Source organism: Sphingobium sp. RS1, assembly GCF_056156825.1.
Genome location: NZ_JBLZXE010000002.1, coordinates 109827 through 126071 on the forward strand (window position 1 = coordinate 109827; position 16245 = coordinate 126071).

Annotated in this window: 17 protein-coding genes; 6 read left to right on the top strand and 11 right to left on the bottom strand. The window is 62.9% G+C overall.

The window, feature by feature from the left end; translation table 11 throughout:
• Positions 1-78 precede the first annotated feature (78 nt).
• The 6 genes from ACNHGR_RS02190 to ACNHGR_RS02215 all read right to left on the bottom strand — a co-directional run bounded on the left by ACNHGR_RS02190 (position 79) and on the right by ACNHGR_RS02215 (position 6888).
• On the bottom strand, positions 79-924 hold the full coding sequence (locus tag ACNHGR_RS02190) for an AAA family ATPase (protein ID WP_475283947.1): 846 nt from the start codon (positions 922-924) through the stop codon (positions 79-81).
• A 76-nt stretch (positions 925-1000) separates the two neighbouring features.
• On the bottom strand, positions 1001-1681 hold the full coding sequence (locus ACNHGR_RS02195) for a DUF6975 family protein (protein ID WP_184271332.1): 681 nt from the start codon (positions 1679-1681) through the stop codon (positions 1001-1003).
• 308 nt (positions 1682-1989) lie between these two features.
• The gene (gene rpoD / locus ACNHGR_RS02200; RefSeq protein WP_184271335.1) at positions 1990-4035 is read right to left on the bottom strand and encodes an RNA polymerase sigma factor RpoD; all 2046 of its coding nucleotides are present in this window, start codon (positions 4033-4035) and stop codon (positions 1990-1992) included.
• Between the two features lie 46 nt (positions 4036-4081).
• Positions 4082-5992, bottom strand: a complete 1911-nt coding sequence (gene dnaG, locus ACNHGR_RS02205; protein WP_475283948.1) for a DNA primase — start codon at positions 5990-5992, stop codon at positions 4082-4084.
• Entirely contained in the window at positions 5989-6372 is a 384-nt protein-coding gene (locus ACNHGR_RS02210; protein ID WP_184271341.1) for an endonuclease domain-containing protein, read from the bottom strand. The genes dnaG and ACNHGR_RS02210 overlap by 4 nt, the downstream gene beginning before the upstream one ends.
• 63 nt (positions 6373-6435) lie before the next feature.
• Positions 6436-6888: a GatB/YqeY domain-containing protein gene (locus tag ACNHGR_RS02215; protein ID WP_475283949.1), complete on the bottom strand. Its 453-nt coding sequence runs from the start codon at positions 6886-6888 to the stop codon at positions 6436-6438.
• A gap of 153 nt (positions 6889-7041) precedes the next feature.
• Between ACNHGR_RS02215 and carA the strand changes: the two genes are divergently transcribed.
• The 6 genes from carA to ACNHGR_RS02245 all read left to right on the top strand — a co-directional run bounded on the left by carA (position 7042) and on the right by ACNHGR_RS02245 (position 13679).
• A complete protein-coding gene (gene carA / locus ACNHGR_RS02220) occupies positions 7042-8307 on the top strand; it encodes a glutamine-hydrolyzing carbamoyl-phosphate synthase small subunit (protein ID WP_184271347.1) in 1266 nt (421 codons plus the stop codon).
• Complete coding sequence (locus ACNHGR_RS02225; protein WP_475283950.1) at positions 8304-8672, top strand: ribonuclease E inhibitor RraB; 369 nt, start codon at positions 8304-8306, stop codon at positions 8670-8672. The genes carA and ACNHGR_RS02225 overlap by 4 nt, the downstream gene beginning before the upstream one ends.
• A gap of 56 nt (positions 8673-8728) precedes the next feature.
• Positions 8729-9121, top strand: coding sequence for a hypothetical protein (locus ACNHGR_RS02230; RefSeq protein WP_475283951.1), 393 nt, complete (start codon positions 8729-8731; stop codon positions 9119-9121).
• Positions 9122-9123: 2 nt separating this feature from the next.
• A complete protein-coding gene (carB, locus tag ACNHGR_RS02235; RefSeq protein WP_475283952.1) occupies positions 9124-12459 on the top strand; it encodes a carbamoyl-phosphate synthase large subunit in 3336 nt (1111 codons plus the stop codon).
• A gap of 81 nt (positions 12460-12540) precedes the next feature.
• Positions 12541-13017, top strand: coding sequence for a transcription elongation factor GreA (gene greA, locus ACNHGR_RS02240; RefSeq protein WP_475283953.1), 477 nt, complete (start codon positions 12541-12543; stop codon positions 13015-13017).
• 2 nt (positions 13018-13019) lie between these two features.
• Complete coding sequence (locus ACNHGR_RS02245) at positions 13020-13679, top strand: rhomboid family intramembrane serine protease (RefSeq protein ID WP_475283954.1); 660 nt, start codon at positions 13020-13022, stop codon at positions 13677-13679.
• 97 nt (positions 13680-13776) lie between these two features.
• Here the strand turns inward: ACNHGR_RS02245 and ACNHGR_RS02250 are convergent, their stop codons facing one another.
• The 5 genes from ACNHGR_RS02250 to ACNHGR_RS02270 all read right to left on the bottom strand — a co-directional run bounded on the left by ACNHGR_RS02250 (position 13777) and on the right by ACNHGR_RS02270 (position 16175).
• Entirely contained in the window at positions 13777-13998 is a 222-nt protein-coding gene (locus ACNHGR_RS02250) for a DUF4170 domain-containing protein (RefSeq protein ID WP_184271366.1), read from the bottom strand.
• Between the two features lie 105 nt (positions 13999-14103).
• A complete protein-coding gene (locus tag ACNHGR_RS02255) occupies positions 14104-14733 on the bottom strand; it encodes a DUF883 family protein (RefSeq protein WP_184271369.1) in 630 nt (209 codons plus the stop codon).
• The gene (locus ACNHGR_RS02260; protein ID WP_475283955.1) at positions 14726-15046 is read right to left on the bottom strand and encodes a hypothetical protein; all 321 of its coding nucleotides are present in this window, start codon (positions 15044-15046) and stop codon (positions 14726-14728) included. Before ACNHGR_RS02260 ends, ACNHGR_RS02255 begins: the two co-directional genes overlap by 8 nt.
• Complete coding sequence (locus ACNHGR_RS02265) at positions 15043-15459, bottom strand: hypothetical protein (RefSeq protein ID WP_475283956.1); 417 nt, start codon at positions 15457-15459, stop codon at positions 15043-15045. The genes ACNHGR_RS02260 and ACNHGR_RS02265 overlap by 4 nt, the downstream gene beginning before the upstream one ends.
• A gap of 89 nt (positions 15460-15548) precedes the next feature.
• Positions 15549-16175 (bottom strand): hypothetical protein, encoded by a 627-nt coding sequence (locus ACNHGR_RS02270; protein ID WP_475283957.1) that lies wholly within the window; start codon positions 16173-16175, stop codon positions 15549-15551.
• Positions 16176-16245 lie beyond the last annotated feature (70 nt).

The window sequence follows — 16245 nt, forward strand, 5'->3', positions numbered from 1 at the left end:
CGTGTCGAGACATGAGATGCGCGGCGCTGGTGGCTTCCCGACTTCGCTCGAAGCGAACGGCGGTTGGTCCGTGTTGGGTTACCGCCCCTGACGGCGCGCCATGAAGGCGAGGCGTTCGAACAGCATGATGTCCTGCTCATTCTTGAGCAGCGCGCCGTGGAGGGGCGGGATCGCCTTGGACGGGTCGCTGTTCTGGAGGACGTCCAAGGGCATATCCTCGTTCAGCAGCAGTTTCAGCCAGTCGAGCAGTTCGGACGTGCTGGGCTTTTTCTTGAGGCCGGGGACGTCGCGTATCTCGTAAAAGATATCCATCGCCTTGCCGACCAGGATTTTCTGGATGCCGGGGAAATGGACGTCGACGATGGCCTGCATCGTGTCGCGGTCCGGGAATTTGATATAGTGGAAGAAGCAGCGGCGCAGAAAGGCGTCGGGCAGTTCCTTTTCATTGTTCGAGGTGATGACCACCACCGGACGTTCCGCCGCCGCAATCGTTTCGCCCGTTTCATAGACGTGGAAGGCCATGCGATCGAGTTCCTGCAACAGGTCGTTGGGAAATTCGATGTCGGCCTTGTCGATCTCGTCGATCAGCAGGACGGGGAGTTTGGGGGACGTGAACGCCTCCCACAGCTTGCCCTTGCGGATATAGTTGGAAATGTCATGGACCCGTTCGTCGCCCAGTTGCCCGTCGCGCAGGCGGGCGACGGCGTCATATTCATACAGGCCCTGATGCGCCTTGGTCGTGGACTTGACGTTCCATTCGATGAGGGGGGCATCGAGCGCCTTGGCGATTTCCTGGGCCAGGACGGTCTTGCCGGTGCCCGGTTCGCCTTTCACCAGCAGGGGGCGGCGCAGCAGTACGGCGGCGTTGACCGCGACCTTCAGATCGTCGGTCGCGACATAGTCCTGCGTGCCTTCAAAGCGCATTATCCCGTCCCATTCCGTTGTCGATGACAACCGGACTAGGCAATGCGGCAGGCGGGTGCAATTCCTAAAGGTGCGCTCAGGCGCTCCTGGCGCGGACGTCGGCGCGGGCGGCGAGCAGATCCCACAGGCCGCGATGCTGGTTCAGGAGCTGACGCGCGCCGAACTGGATGGCGCGGTCGATGCCGTCATCGCCGCCGATGGCACGGGCGACGTCCAACGTGGCGGCGCGTTCGGGCAGGGCGCAGGGATGAGGCTCAAGGCCTGCGCGCAGGGCCGCCATGTCGAGCACATGGCGTACGGCGCGCCAGTCGAGCACCAGCGCCATCGCCGCGCCCATGGCGCAGCCGCGCCGGTCGGACTGGGCCAGCATATCGAGCGCGTGGCGCTGCTGGCTGACGGCGGTTTCGCAATCGGCCTGGCCCGCCGTGCTGGGCGCGGGGCCAACGGCGACGGTGACTTGCGTAAGGTAGGCGCGTTCGCGGGCGAAGGCGTCGCCCGCCACGATCAGCCACTGGCGCGCGGCATTGTCGGCGGAACGGGTGGCGGCATGATCGATGACGCCGGGATGGCGGCCATGAAGCATGCAGAGATAATAGGCGCCATCGGCCAGATCGGACAGCGAGAGCAGCGTATCGCGGGCCACGCCGGCGGCGGCGCGATTGGCATAGGGGTGGGCAGCCGTGCCATCGGCAGCGACCAGCGCTTCGAGAATTCGCGCAATGTCGCCAAATTGGTAGCGCGGTGCCGCTTCGCTCATGCTCTCATCCCTGTTGGTCCCGTAGGTGCGGACTGTGACCACAGGCATAGTCGGGCGGAGTAAACGTCCGGTTTACGGAATCAGAAAGGGCGACCCTGAAAGCCGCCCTTTTCCGTCAAGAATGGTTAATTTAAATTTACCGGTGCATTTTAATTTTACCGGTGTGCTTAACCGCTGGTCAAAGCGATCAGATTCACACCGTCATTGCGAGCGTAGCGAAGCAATCCATCGTCGCGCCATTGGATTGCTTCGCTGCGCTCGCAATGACGATTGCCTGAGATGCCATCCTGCGCTCGAAACGTGGTGCGTTACTGGTCGAGGAACGACCGCATCTTGCGGGAGCGAGAGGGGTGCTTGAGCTTGCGCAGCGCCTTCGCTTCGATCTGGCGGATACGTTCGCGGGTCACGCTGAACTGCTGGCCCACTTCTTCGAGCGTGTGGTCAGTGTTCATGCCGATGCCAAAGCGCATGCGCAGCACGCGTTCTTCACGCGGGGTGAGCGAGGCGAGGACGCGGGTGACCGTTTCCTTCAGGTTCGCCTGAATGGCGGCGTCCACCGGGATGATCGCATTCTTGTCCTCGATGAAATCGCCGAGATGCGAATCTTCCTCGTCGCCGATCGGCGTTTCGAGGCTGATCGGTTCCTTGGCGATCTTCATCACCTTGCGGACCTTTTCGAGCGGCATCGAAAGACGCTCGGCCATTTCCTCGGGCGTGGGCTCGCGGCCCTGCTCGTGCAGGAACTGGCGGCTGGTGCGGACCAGCTTGTTGATCGTTTCGATCATGTGGACCGGGATACGGATGGTCCGCGCCTGATCCGCGATCGAGCGGGTGATCGCCTGCCTGATCCACCAGGTCGCATAGGTGCTGAACTTGTAGCCGCGACGATATTCGAACTTATCCACCGCCTTCATCAGGCCGATATTGCCTTCCTGAATGAGGTCGAGGAATTGCAGGCCGCGATTGGTATATTTCTTCGCAATGGAGATGACGAGGCGCAGATTGGCCTCCACCATTTCCTTCTTGGCGATGCGCGCTTCACGCTCGCCCTTCTGCACCATGTTCACGATGCGGCGGAATTCGGACAGGGACATGCCGGTCGCCTGGGCGATTTCGCTCACTTCGTTGCGGATGCGATCCACCGCGCGGCCTTCGGCAGCGGCAAAAGCGGCCCATTTCTTGTCGAGGCCCTGTACCTTTTCCAGCCAGGCATCGTCCAGCTCATGACCCATATAGCGGTCAAGGAAATCCTTGCGGCTGACCTTGTGACGCTCGGCCAGGCGCAGCATCTGGCCGCCCAGCGCGGTCAGGCGCCGGTTATAGGCATAAAGTTGATCGACCAGATATTCGATCTTCTGCTGGTGGAACTGGACGCTTTCGACCTCGGCGGTCAGCTGCTCGCGCAGCTCATGATAATCGTCCTCTGCCTTCTGGCTGAGCGTTTCGCCATTGGCCATGGCGACCATGCGGGCTTCCTGCGAGGCGGAGAAAGCGCGGAAGATTTCGGTGATGGTGGCGAACTTCTCAAGCGCCATCGGCTTGAGCGTCTCTTCCATCTGGGCGAGGGAGAGGGTGTTGTCCTCTTCCTCTTCTTCCTCGTTGCGGCGCGCGCGCGGCGCGCCGTCCTCATCCTCGTCACCGTCGGCGGATTCCTCCTCCGGCTCTTCTTCTTCCTTGAAGCTGGGGCCGGCGGTCTTTTCGCTGATCTCGCCATCGTCGTCCTCGGCGCCTTCCTCCATATTTTCAGGAGCAGGGTCTTTGGACAGCATGGCGTCGAGATCGAGAATCTCGCGCAGCTGCATTTCGCCATTGTTGAGGGCGGTCGACCATTCGATGATCGCGTTGAAGGTGGTCGGGCTTTCGCACAGACCCAGGATCATCGTGTCGCGACCGGCCTCGATCCGCTTGGCGATGGCGATTTCGCCCTCACGGCTGAGCAGTTCGACCGCGCCCATTTCGCGCAGATACATGCGAACGGGATCGTCGGTGCGATCGACCGTTTCCTTCTTCTTCTCGGTGACCAGCTTCGGGCCGTCATCGTCGCCCGAATCATCGTCGGCGTCCTCGGCATCCTCACGCTCGCGCTGTTCGTCGCCGTCTTCGCTCGCTTCCTCATTCTCGACGATGTTGACGCCCATCTCGTTGAGGGCGGCCATGATATCCTCGATCTGCTCGGAGGACATCTGGTCCTGGGGCAGCGCGTCGTTCAGCTCGTCATAGGTGATGTAGCCGCGCTTCTTCGCGCGGGCGATCAGCTTCTTGACGGAGGCTTCGTTGAGATCGAGCAGGGGGGCATCGCCGCCTTCCTCTCCATCACCTGCTCCACCATTTTTGCTGTTCGCCTTGGTCGCCATGTAATCGCCTTAACTTCGTTGCCCTGATTAATAGGGCTAACCTAAATCAAACAATGTCTTCGGACTGCGCAAGTTCCGCAACGCGACGGTCGTGATCGGCCTTCAGCATGCGAATACGCTGCTGCTCAGCGAAATTTTCTTCGCTGACGTCGCTCTCGAACCGTTTCGTTGCTTCCACCAGTGCCGTTTCCAGCTCCGGTCCCTGCGCCATCACCCGAATGGCTTCCTCCAGATCGCGCGCAAGGCGATCAGGGTCGGTTGCCATCCTGTCGGGAGTGAGTGTGAAAGCGTCGGCCCGGAGCATCCCCTTGGCCATATTATACAACTCACCTTGCCCCAATATGGTAAGGAGGGCCTGCGTTTCAACTGTTTCTTTGCGGAAAGACAGGCTGATCATCGCAGCGAGCATCTGCGCCAGCATCGGATCGCCGATTTGCAGGGCCGAAAGCATCTCCCGATGGGGCGCGATCTGGGCCGGATGGCGCAGTAGCGCGGCGAGGATGGCACGCAGCAAACGCTGCTCCATGCCGCTGGCGCCGATCGCGCGCGCTTCGGTGCCGGCGGGCTGGAGCGGGGCTTTCCAGTTGCCGCGCTTGTCCTTTTGCCAGCGCGCGGGGCCGCCACCGCCACTACCCTGGAAGCGTTGCTGGGAGGGGGCTGCATCGCGCCGGGCGAAGAAGCGGGCATCGTAACGCTCGCGAAATTCATGGGCATAATGGGCACGGACGTCGGGATGGGCAATCGCATCCGTTATGGCGCGAAGCCGCTGTTTGAGCGCCGCCTTCTGCTCGGGCGTTTCGAGTGGCATGGCGGAGAGTTCATGGTTCCACAGCCGTTCGATCAGCGGTTCGGCGGCATTCAGCACCGCCTCCATCGCCTGCGCGCCGCTGGCGCGAATCAGGTCGTCGGGGTCTTGCCCCGGCGGCAGGGTGGCGAAACAGAGGCTGTGGCCGGGGCGCAGCAGGGGCAGGGCGCGGGTGGCGGCGCGGATTGCGGCCTTCTGCCCCGCCGAATCGCCGTCGAAGCAGAGGATGGGGACTTCGACCATCTTCCAGAGGCGCTCGATCTGATGCTCCGTCAGCGCGGTGCCGAGCGGGGCGACCGCTTCGCCAAAGCCGGCCTGGGCGAGGGCGATCACGTCCATATAGCCCTCCACCACGATGACGCGGCCGGACTGGCGGCTGGCGGGGGAGGCTTTGTCGATATTGTAGAGGGTGCGGCCCTTGTCGAAGAGGGGCGTGTCGGGCGAGTTCAGATATTTGGGTTCGCCCGCGCCCAATATGCGGCCGCCAAAGGCGATGACCCGGCCGCGAATGTCGCGGATGGGGAACATGAGGCGGCCACGGAAGCGGTCGTACGTATCGCGCTTTTTGGTTTTACCGCCATCCGGCTCGGCGCCATCCGGGTCGATCAGAAGCCCGGCTTCGACCAGCATGGGTTCGCCGAAGTCGCGTAACGCGGTTTTCAGCTTGCCGCGAGAATCCGGGGAATAGCCGAAGCCGAAGGCGCGGCGGGTGGCGTCGGACATGCCGCGCTTTTGCAGATAGGCGCGGGCTTCACCGCCGTCGATGCCGCCCAACTGATCTTCGAAGAAGCTCTGCGCTGCGGCCATCGCGTCGTGCAGGCCCTTCGCCTGCTCCGCCCGCTTGGCGGCGCGCGGGTCGGGGGCGGGGACGTCCATGCCGGCGGTGGCGGCCAGTTCCTTCACCGCCTCCATGAAGGGCAGGCCGCGATTTTCGGTCATCCAGCGGATCGCATCGCCATGTGCGCCGCAGCCGAAGCAGTGATAGAAACCCTTCTCGTCGTTGATCGTGAAGCTGGGCGTCCTCTCATTATGGAAGGGGCAGCAGGCCTTATATTCGCGGCCGGCCTTGGTGACCTTGACGGTCTTGCCGATGAGGGTCGACAGCGACGTGCGCGCGCGCAGTTCGTCCAGCCATTGCGGGGTGAGGGTCAAAATCTCCCCTCCCGCTTGCGGGAGGGGTTGGGGGAGGGCATGTCCGCAATCACCCGTTCGATTTCCTCAATCACGCCTTCGATATTGCCCAGAACTTCATTGTTCCAAAAGCGGATCACGCGAAAGCCCTGCGCTTCGATATAGCGCGTTCGTTCTGCATCGATCGCTTCATTATGCTGTCCGCCGTCGACCTCGATCACTAGGCTGACGGATCGCGCCACGAAATCGCAGATAAACGGGCCGATCGGCACCTGGCGGTTGAAGCGGATGCCGGAGACTTTGCGGGCGCTAATGGCTTGCCACAGCGCGCGTTCGGCGTCCGTTGCGTTGTTGCGCAGCGCGCGGGCTTTTGCGGTGGGGCGGGAATAGCCTTTGTCCATCGGGATCGAACATGCCCTCCCCTAACCCCTCCCGCAAGCGGGAGGGGGATTATGGGTGCAACGTCAGCCCAAAGCCGCCTTCACCAGCCCGCTCGCCTTGCTCATGTCGATGACGCTGCCGTGGCGTTCCTTCAGCACGGCCATCACCTTGCCCATGTCCTTCACGCTTTCCGCGCCGACTTCGGCCTTGATGCCTTCGATCTTGGCCTTCGTCTCGTCCTCGGTCAGTTGCTGGGGCAGGAAGCTGGCGATGACGTCCAGTTCGGCCTGTTCCTTGGCGGCGAGTTCCTCGCGGCCGCCGGTCTTGAACATGTCGATGGATTCGCGGCGCTGCTTCACCATCTTTTGCAGCACTTCGACCACCACGGCGTCATCGTCGGGGACGTTGGAAGCCGTGCGCAGTTCGATGTCGCGATCCTTGAGCTTCGCCAGGATCAGGCGCACGGCGGCCAGCCGTTCCTTGTCGCCGCCCTTCATCGATTCAATCTGGGCGCTCTTGATGGTGTCGCGAATCATGGCGAACGAATCCTGTTTCTTCGGGAAAGGAGCAGATATAGCGGCAAAAGAGATTTTTAACAGACGTTGACCTGAAAGCCGTGCGGGCATAGGTGACCGGCCGTTTAACCCGCACCAGACGGGTTCCCGCAAAAGCATAAAGGACCGCAGACCATGGCAGACGCCAAGACCCTCATTGTGCCCAAAGGAGCGACAGGGGTCGTGGTTTTTGCCGATGGCAGCGCGGTGTTCGGCCGCGGCTTTGGCGCCGTGGGCGATGCGGTGGGCGAACTTTGCTTCAACACGTCGATCACCGGCTATCAGGAGATCATGACCGATCCCAGCTATGCGGGTCAGATCATCAACTTCACCTTCCCCCATATCGGCAATGTCGGCACCAATCTGGACGATGTGGAGGCCATGTCGCCGCACGCGCTGGGTTGCATCGTGCGGCAGGACGTCACTGCACCGAGCAATTTCCGCAATGTCGAACCGTTCGACCAGTGGATGCGCGAAAAGGGCCGCATCGGCCTGTCGGGCGTCGATACCCGCGCGTTGACCCGCCTCATTCGCGTCAAGGGCGCGCCCAATGTCGTGATTGCCCATGATCCCGACGGCAAGTTCGATATCGCGGCACTGGCGGCCAAGGCTGCGTCCTGGCCGGGCCTTGAAGGCATGGACCTTGCCATCGAAGTCACGGGCAAGGAAAGCCGCCTGTGGAAGGACGGCGCCTGGACGCTCGGCAAGGGCTATGCCATCGACGCGACCGAGGCGCTGGAGACGGTCGCCGCCGGTTATCCCGCCAGCGATGCGGAGGGCAATGCGCTGCTCTTCGACCAAAAGGATCTGCCGACCCCGGCCGTGCGCCCGCATGTGGTGGCGATCGATTTCGGGGCGAAGAACAATATCTTCCGCAATCTGGTGCAGGCCGGCGCGCGCGTGACCGTGCTGCCCGCCACCGCCAGCTTCGATCAGATCATGGAATTGAAGCCCGACGGCGTGTTCCTGTCCAACGGTCCGGGCGATCCGGCCGCGACCGGCGCCTATGCCGTGCCCGTCATCGCCGCGCTGCTGACCGAGAATATGCCGATCTTCGGCATCTGCCTTGGCCATCAGCTGCTGGGGCTGGCCGTGGGCGCGAAGACGATCAAGATGCATCAGGGCCATCGCGGCGCGAACCATCCGGTCAAGCGGCTGGACGACGGGCTGGTCGAGATTACCAGCATGAACCATGGCTTTGCGGTCGATGTCGACACGCTGCCGGCCAATGCGCGGGCGACCCATGTGTCGCTGTTCGACGGCAGCAATTGCGGCATCGAACTGACCGACAAGAACGCCTTTTCGGTGCAATATCATCCCGAAGCCTCGCCGGGGCCGCAGGACAGCTTCTATCTGTTCCGCAAGTTCGTGGATGGCCTCAAGGGCGCGGTCGCGGCGTGAGCCAGAACCTGCCCCCCGTTGACGAAGCGCGCCTTGCCGCCGAGTGGGAGGCGGACCGCGAGGTTCTCGCCAACCTCAAGCGCAATGGCGACGTCGCGCGCATCGCGCGGCCCGTGGACGTCAGCTTCCGGGGCAGCGAACAGGATTTCGAGCGCGTCCTGATCATCGCCAGCCAGTTCGGCTTTGTCGAACTGGACCGGGAGGAAGAAGAGGAGGGCGACCTGTTCCTGTTTCTGGAATGCGTGCAGCCGGTCGATGAAGCCTCGATCCGCGCGCTGACGAAGAAGTGCCTCCAGATCGAAATCCTCTGCGGCGTCGAATATGACGGCTGGGGGTGTGAGGCGCAGGCGGGGGGTGTGCATTGATCCGAACAGTTCCGTTATTCTTGGTACCATTCGCTCTTTTGGCGAACGGGGGCGCATTGGCGACAACGCTCGAGGGCGCTGATTGGGCGAGGAATTTGTCCAAAGGCAGTTGGCAATATGGTCCAAGCGTAGATGGATATTCAATTTCGCCCTGTTCCACAGACGAGTGCACCGCAGGCTTCAACGCCGATCCTGTTTTATGGGGTGTTCGTGTAAATGGTGGCTCAGGTGGACGAACGGTCATAGTGATGGCAACTGTTCTACCGTGCGTCATGAAAGCCAATTCCGGCTATATTCCCCTCCCTGCATCAGAAAGGCGCGCTCGCAAGGTTATCAAAGATAGCCTTCGGAAGATCGCTGGCAGCCTTAAAGGTGCCTGCGGATCGACGGGCGACGTGACGATCATCGATCCTGATATGGCTCCTCTTCTTGCGGTAAAGTCGAACTAATCATGCCCAAACGCACAGACATCTCCTCCATCCTCATCATTGGCGCTGGTCCGATCATCATCGGTCAGGCGTGCGAGTTCGATTATTCGGGCACGCAGGCGGTGAAGGCGCTCAAGGAAGAGGGCTATCGCATCATCCTGGTCAATTCCAACCCGGCCACGATCATGACCGACCCGGAATTTGCCGACGCCACCTATGTCGAGCCGATCACGCCCGAAATCGTGGCGAAGATCATCGAGAAGGAGCGGCCGGACGCGGTGCTGCCGACCATGGGCGGGCAGACGGCGCTGAATACGGCGCTGGCGCTTTACAATGACGGCACGCTGGAGAAGTATGGCGTCCAGATGATCGGCGCGGATGCCGAGGCGATCGACAAGGCGGAGGACCGGATCAAGTTCCGCGACGCCATGGACAAGATCGGTCTTGAAAGTGCCCGCTCGCGCATCGCGCATACGATGGAAGAGGCGCTGGAGGCGCTGGAGTTCACCGGTCTGCCCTCAATCATCCGGCCGAGCTTCACCATGGGTGGCACCGGCGGCGGCATCGCCTATAATCGCGAAGAGTTCGTCAACATCGTGCGTGGGGGGCTGGACGCGTCGCCGACGACCGAGGTGCTGATCGAGGAATCGCTGATCGGCTGGAAAGAATATGAGATGGAAGTCGTGCGCGATCGCAACGACAACTCCATCATCATCTGCTCGATCGAGAATGTCGATCCGATGGGCGTCCATACGGGCGACAGCATCACTGTCGCGCCGGCGCTGACGCTGACCGACAAGGAATATCAGATCATGCGCAACGCGAGCATCGCGACGTTGCGTGAAATCGGCGTCGAAACAGGCGGTTCGAACGTGCAGTTCGCGGTCAATCCCAAGGACGGCCGCCTGATCGTGATCGAGATGAACCCGCGCGTGTCGCGCTCGTCCGCTCTGGCGTCGAAGGCAACTGGCTTCCCGATCGCCAAGGTCGCGGCGAAGCTGGCCGTGGGCTACACGCTCGATGAGATCGAGAATGACATTACCGGGGCGACCCCGGCGTCGTTCGAACCGACCATCGACTATGTCGTGACCAAGATCCCGCGCTTCGCCTTCGAAAAGTTCAAGGGTGCCGAGCCGCTGCTGGGCACGGCGATGAAGTCCGTCGGCGAAGTCATGGCGATCGGCCGCAATATCCATGAATCGATGCAGAAGGCGCTGCGCGGGCTGGAAACCGGCCTGTCCGGCTTCAACAATGTCGATCATCTGGTCGGCGCGCCCAAGGACGATATCGTCGCTGCGCTGGCCGCCGCGACGCCCGACCGCCTGCTGGTCGCCGCGCAGGCGCTGCGTGAGGGCCTGAGCGTTCAGGAAATCCACAATATCGCCAAGTTCGACCCCTGGTTCCTGGAGCGGATCAAGGAAATCGTCGATGCCGAGGCCGAGGTTCTGGAAAATGGGCTGCCGCAGGACGCGGACGGCATGCGCCGCCTGAAGTCCATGGGCTTTTCCGACAAGCGGCTCGCCTATCTGGCGCTCAAGTCGGCGAACCTGCGCGGCATGGAGCGCGGTATCGCGCGTGGGTCGGGCCTGATCCACGAAGCGGTCAAGGCGATGACCGGCGGCGTGACCGAGGATGAGGTGCGCAAGCTGCGTCACAAGCTGGGCGTGCGCCCGGTGTTCAAGCGCATCGATACCTGCGCCGCCGAGTTCGAGGCGAAGACGCCCTACATGTATTCCACCTATGAAGCGCCGCTGTTCGGCGAGGCGGAGAATGAGGCGCAGCCCAGCGACCGCAAGAAGGTCGTCATATTGGGCGGCGGTCCGAACCGGATCGGGCAGGGGATCGAGTTCGACTATTGCTGCGTCCATGCCTGCTTCGCGCTGAGCGAGGTCGGCTATGAGACGATCATGGTCAACTGCAACCCGGAAACCGTGTCGACCGACTATGACACGTCCGACCGCCTCTATTTCGAGCCGCTGACGGCGGAAGACGTGCTTGAAATCCTGGCCGTCGAAATGTCGCAGGGGACGCTGGCGGGCGTGCTGGTGCAGTTTGGCGGGCAGACGCCGCTGAAGCTGGCGCAGGCGCTGGAGGATGCGGGCATTCCGATCCTGGGCACCAGCCCGGACGCGATCGACCTGGCCGAGGATCGCGAGCGTTTTGCGGCGCTGATCGACAAGCTGAAGTTGCGCCAGCCGGCCAACGGCATCGCGCGCAGCCGCGAAGAGGCGATCGCGGTCGCCAACCGCATCGGCTATCCGGTGCTGATGCGGCCTTCCTATGTGCTGGGCGGTCGGGCGATGGAAATCGTGGACGGTCAGGCGCAGTTGGAAGAATATATTGCGACGGCGGTGCAGGTGTCGGGCGAATCCCCGGTGCTGATCGACCAGTATCTGCGTGACGCAGTCGAGGTCGACGTCGACGCGCTGTGCGATGGCGACGATGTGGTCGTGGCCGGCGTGTTGCAGCATATCGAGGAAGCGGGCGTCCATTCGGGCGACTCTGCCTGCTCGCTGCCGCCCTACAGCCTGTCGGACGACATCATCGCGGAAATCGAGCGCCAGACCGACGTGCTGGCTCGTGCGCTGAGCGTCCGTGGCCTGATGAACATCCAGTTCGCGGTCAAGGATGGCGTGGTGTACCTGATCGAGGTGAACCCGCGCGCCAGCCGCACCGTGCCCTTCGTCGCCAAGGCGATCGGCACGCCCATCGCCAAGATCGCCAGCCGCGTGATGGCGGGCGAGAAGATCAAGGATCTGCCCAAGATCGACCGGAACGCGATCGACCATGTGGCGGTGAAGGAAGCGGTTTTCCCGTTCAATCGCTTCCCCGGCGTCGACCCGGTCCTGTCGCCGGAAATGAAGAGCACCGGCGAAGTCATGGGGATCGACAGCAATTTCGCGATCGCCTTTGCCAAGGCGCAGATCGGTGCCGGCACCGTCCTGCCGACCAGCGGCACCGTGTTCATTTCGCTGAAGGACAGCGACAAGCCGGTGATCCTGCCGGCGGCAGCCAAGCTGGTGGCGATGGGCTTCAAGCTGATCGCTACGGGCGGTACCGCCGATTATCTGACCGAACATGGCATCGCGGTGGAGAAGGTGAACAAGGTCGCCGAAGGCCGCCCGCATATCGTGGACCGGATCACCGACGGCGACGTGCAACTGATCTTCAACACGACCGAGGGCTGGCAGTCGCTCAAGGACAGCAAGGCGATCCGCACCAGTGCGCTGCGGCAAAAGGTGGCGAGCTTCACCACGGCGGCGGCCAGTGTGGCGGCGGCGGACGCGATCGAGGCTTTGCGGGGCCATGCCCTTGAAGTGCGCTCGCTCCAGTCCTATTATCCTCTGTCGCACGCTTGATCCCCTCTACAGGAATGATGCTGCGGGGCGGCCCTGAGAGACGGGCCGCCAGAGGGAAGTTTTGACGAAGGATTTAAGGGAATGGCGACCGTCGAGAAGATGCCGATGCTGCAAATGGGCTATGACAAGCTCAATGCGCAGCTCCGCGAGTTGAAGGCCGAACGGCCTTTGATCGTGGACGCCATCGAAGAAGCGCGCGCGCATGGCGACCTGTCGGAAAATGCCGAATATCACGCGGCCAAGGAACGGCAGGGCCAGGTCGAGGCAACGATCAACGATCTGGAAGACAAGCTGTCGCGGGCACAGGTGATCGATCCGACCACCCTGTCGGGCGACAAGATCATCTTCGGCGCGACCGTGACGTTGATGGACGAAGACGACAAGCCGGTGAAATATCAGATCGTGGGTCAGGCCGAAGCCGATGCGAAGCTGGGCATGATTTCGTACAACAGCCCGCTGGGCCGTGCGCTGATCGGCCGTCAGGTCGGCGAGGAAGTGGAAGTGTCGGTCCCTGCGGGCGACAAATTCTACCTGGTCGACAAGATCGATTTCATCTGATCGTGCGCCTGCCGGCCGGCCGACTGACCAATGGGATCGCGGCGATCACCTTCGCCGCCTTCCTGCTGCTCTATCTGACCGGGCAGGTGGACAATGCCGCCATCATCGGCGGCTTCATTCCGGCCCGGCTGGGCGATCCGGCGCTGCTGGACGGTATGGCCGCCGTGCCGGCCTTTCTGACGCCGCTCAGTTGCACCTTCATCCATGCCGGCTGGCTGCATATCGGCTTCAATATGCTGATGCTGCTGTTCTGCGGGCGGCAGGTGGAGCATGTGCTGGGCTGGGGCGGGACGCTGGCGCTGTATATCGTGGGCGCTTATGGCGCCTGTCTGGCGCAATGGGCGATCGACCCGGCCTCGACCAATCCGATGGTGGGGGCAAGCGGCGCCATTTCCGCGATCATTGCACCCTATGCCTTGCTCTACAGCCAGCAACAGGTGCGCGCGATCGGGCCGCTGTCGGCCAATCTGGTGCGAGTCCTGTGGCTGGCGGCCGGATGGATCGCGGTGCAACTGATGATCGGGGTCGCCAGCGGTGCCGGCATGAGCGAACTGGGGCAGATCGCGATCGCCGCGCATATTGGCGGCTTCATTGTTGGGCTGGCGCTGACCCGGCCCCTGTTGCGCTGGCGCTTCCGGAAGAAACCGCGCGCGATACAATGATATGTGTTGAGTTAATGCGTTTCGTCATGGCGAGCGTAGCGAAGCAATCTATCGGAGCGACATGGATTGCTTCGCTACGCTCGCAATGACGGAAACTTTATGCGCTCGGCAGTTCAGGTTCGAGCAGGCGATGCAGGTGCACGATCACATAACGCATCTCGGCATCGTCTACCGTGCGCTGCGCGGCGCTGCGCCACGCCTTTTCTGCAGAGGCATAGTCAGGAAAGATGCCGACCAGATCGACCGCCGACAGATCCTGAAATTCCAGCGTCTGCGGGTTGGTGACGCGGCCACCCATCACCAGATGCATTTTGCTCATGGCTTTATATTTTCTCCTTTGGCTAATAGCGGGGCTTTAGCATCGCCGCCGCGATCAGCCAAGGAGAGGAGGGGCAAGCGTCGATTGCGTATCCCGCAATCGCGATTAGCTTTTGGGCAATCGCGCCTTGATCGCATCGCTTAGCGCATCGACCTTTGCCGCGACCAGCGCAGTGACATCGTCGGCCAGCTTCGATGCCTTGGCCGGCAGGTCGGCCGAAGCGACGCTGTCGCGGGCGTCAGCGGCGACATCGCCAGCAGCGTGAAGGGCGTTCGTGGCGCTTTTCTTTATGCCGCCTGCACTATCCGCAGCAGCATGCAGCGCGCTGGTGGCGCCCTGCTTCACCGTTTCGGCGCCTTCGGCGGCAGCAGCACGGGCGGCGATGGCGGCTTCCAATACGCGCGATCCGGCGGTGACGGCCAGACCCGGCAGCGCCTTCATGGCGCGGCGGCTCTTGGGGAACATCCAAGCGACGACCGCGCCCACCGCGACAGCGCCGGCCACGGCGACGATCGGATGTTCCTGCACGATTTCATTGGCGCGCGTGGCGACCCGCTGGGTACGGTCCCTGGCGTCGCCATAGGCGGTGCTCGCCTTGTCGCGGCCGGTCTGGATCAGGTCGCCGGCGCTTTCGCGGGCCTTGTCGGTGGTGTCCTTGATCTTGTCGGTCGCGGTGATCGCCGCGTCATTGGCGGCCTCGCGAACGCGGGTGATCTGGGCGCGGATATCAGCCATCATCAGTCTCCGAAAGTTCCGGTCTATTCTTGAAGCGAACGTATAGGCGGCCGAAAAGTGCCGCCAGCGGGCGGCGTGCGAGAAACAGGCCGAAGGCGGTGGCCGCTGCGCCGATTGCGACGGGACGCTGCCGTGCCTTGGCCGCGACCTGGGCGATGCCGTTCGACACGGCAGCGCCGGCCTTGTCCTTCGCATCCTGCTTGAGCCGGGCAGGGGTGATGCGCGCCTTTGCCTCTTCCGCCGTCAGGTGCAGGCGGCCCTTGGCTGCGTCGGCCCGGTCGCAGGCCGCGCGATAGCGGCTTTCCAGATTCATGGCGCGATCGCCTTCTTCATACGGGTGATGCAGCCCTTCGCCGCGAGCAACAGCAACAGGGTGACGAGCAGGCCGCCGCCCACCACAATTAACGTTGCCCAGATCGGGGCAACCAGCTGTGCCAGCACGATGGTGAGGCCTACCAGTAGCGCGACGATGCTTGCAAAGGCCAGCATGAGCGCCACCACGGCAAAGATGGCGGCATTGCGTACGCCCGCGCCGATAATGCCGGCGCGCAGCTTCTGCTTTTCCGCCTCGGCGGCGGCGTAGGCCCGGCCATCTGCATAGAGGCGCGCGAGCACCTCCTTCACGCTTTCATTGCGCGCATCATCATCGGGCGCGCCATGGTGCTGCCGATCGGGTTGGCCATCGGTCTGCGGCGTCACCGCCGTATCCGCTGGTTCGTCAGTCAATTAGCCCTCCGCCCCGCCTTGCGGGCCTGTGCGTCGGTCGGAACAGGGGGGCGGGCTTTCCGCGCCGCGCCCCTTCATATCCGGGATATTTACGCCTTGTCGTCCGATCCCTTGGCAAGGCGCATCAGCACATAGCCGACCACCGCCGCCGCGCCGATCGCCACAGCCGGGCTCTTGCGCACGAAATCGCGCGCCTCGCCGAGCAACTGGTCGACATCCTTGCTGTCCAGCGTGTCCGCTGCGCCAGCGACCGATTCCGCAGCCTGCCGGGCATAATCGCCATATTGCGGGCCGAGCTTGGAATCGACCGTGCCGGCGGTATCCGCGATCAGCTTTGCCAGGCTCTGCATGGCGGTGCCGGTCTTGTCCTTGGCAACGCCAGCGGCGGACTTGGCGGTTTTTCCCGCCTGTTCCTTGATCGGATCGATATGCGCCTTCCAGTCGACCGAATTGAACTTGTCGGTCGCGACCTTGGCCGCCTTTTCCGCCTGCGCCTTGATGGGGGCGATCTGGGCGGTCCAGCCGTGCGAGGCGGCGCCATTGCCCGGCTTCTTGGCCGGCGCCTTGCGCGTGGCGGCCTTCTTCACCGGGGCGGTCTTTACAGCAGGCGAGGAAGGGCTGGCGATTGGCGACTTGGCCGCCTTCGCCTTGGTCGGCTTGGCGACAGGCGTCTTCTTGACGCGCTTGACGGGCGGGGTTTCCGGTGTGTCGGCCATCGTCCTCAGTCTCCCTTTCATAATCACATGGGGCCGGCGAAGCCGGCGGGCATCATGGTCCAAATGCCTC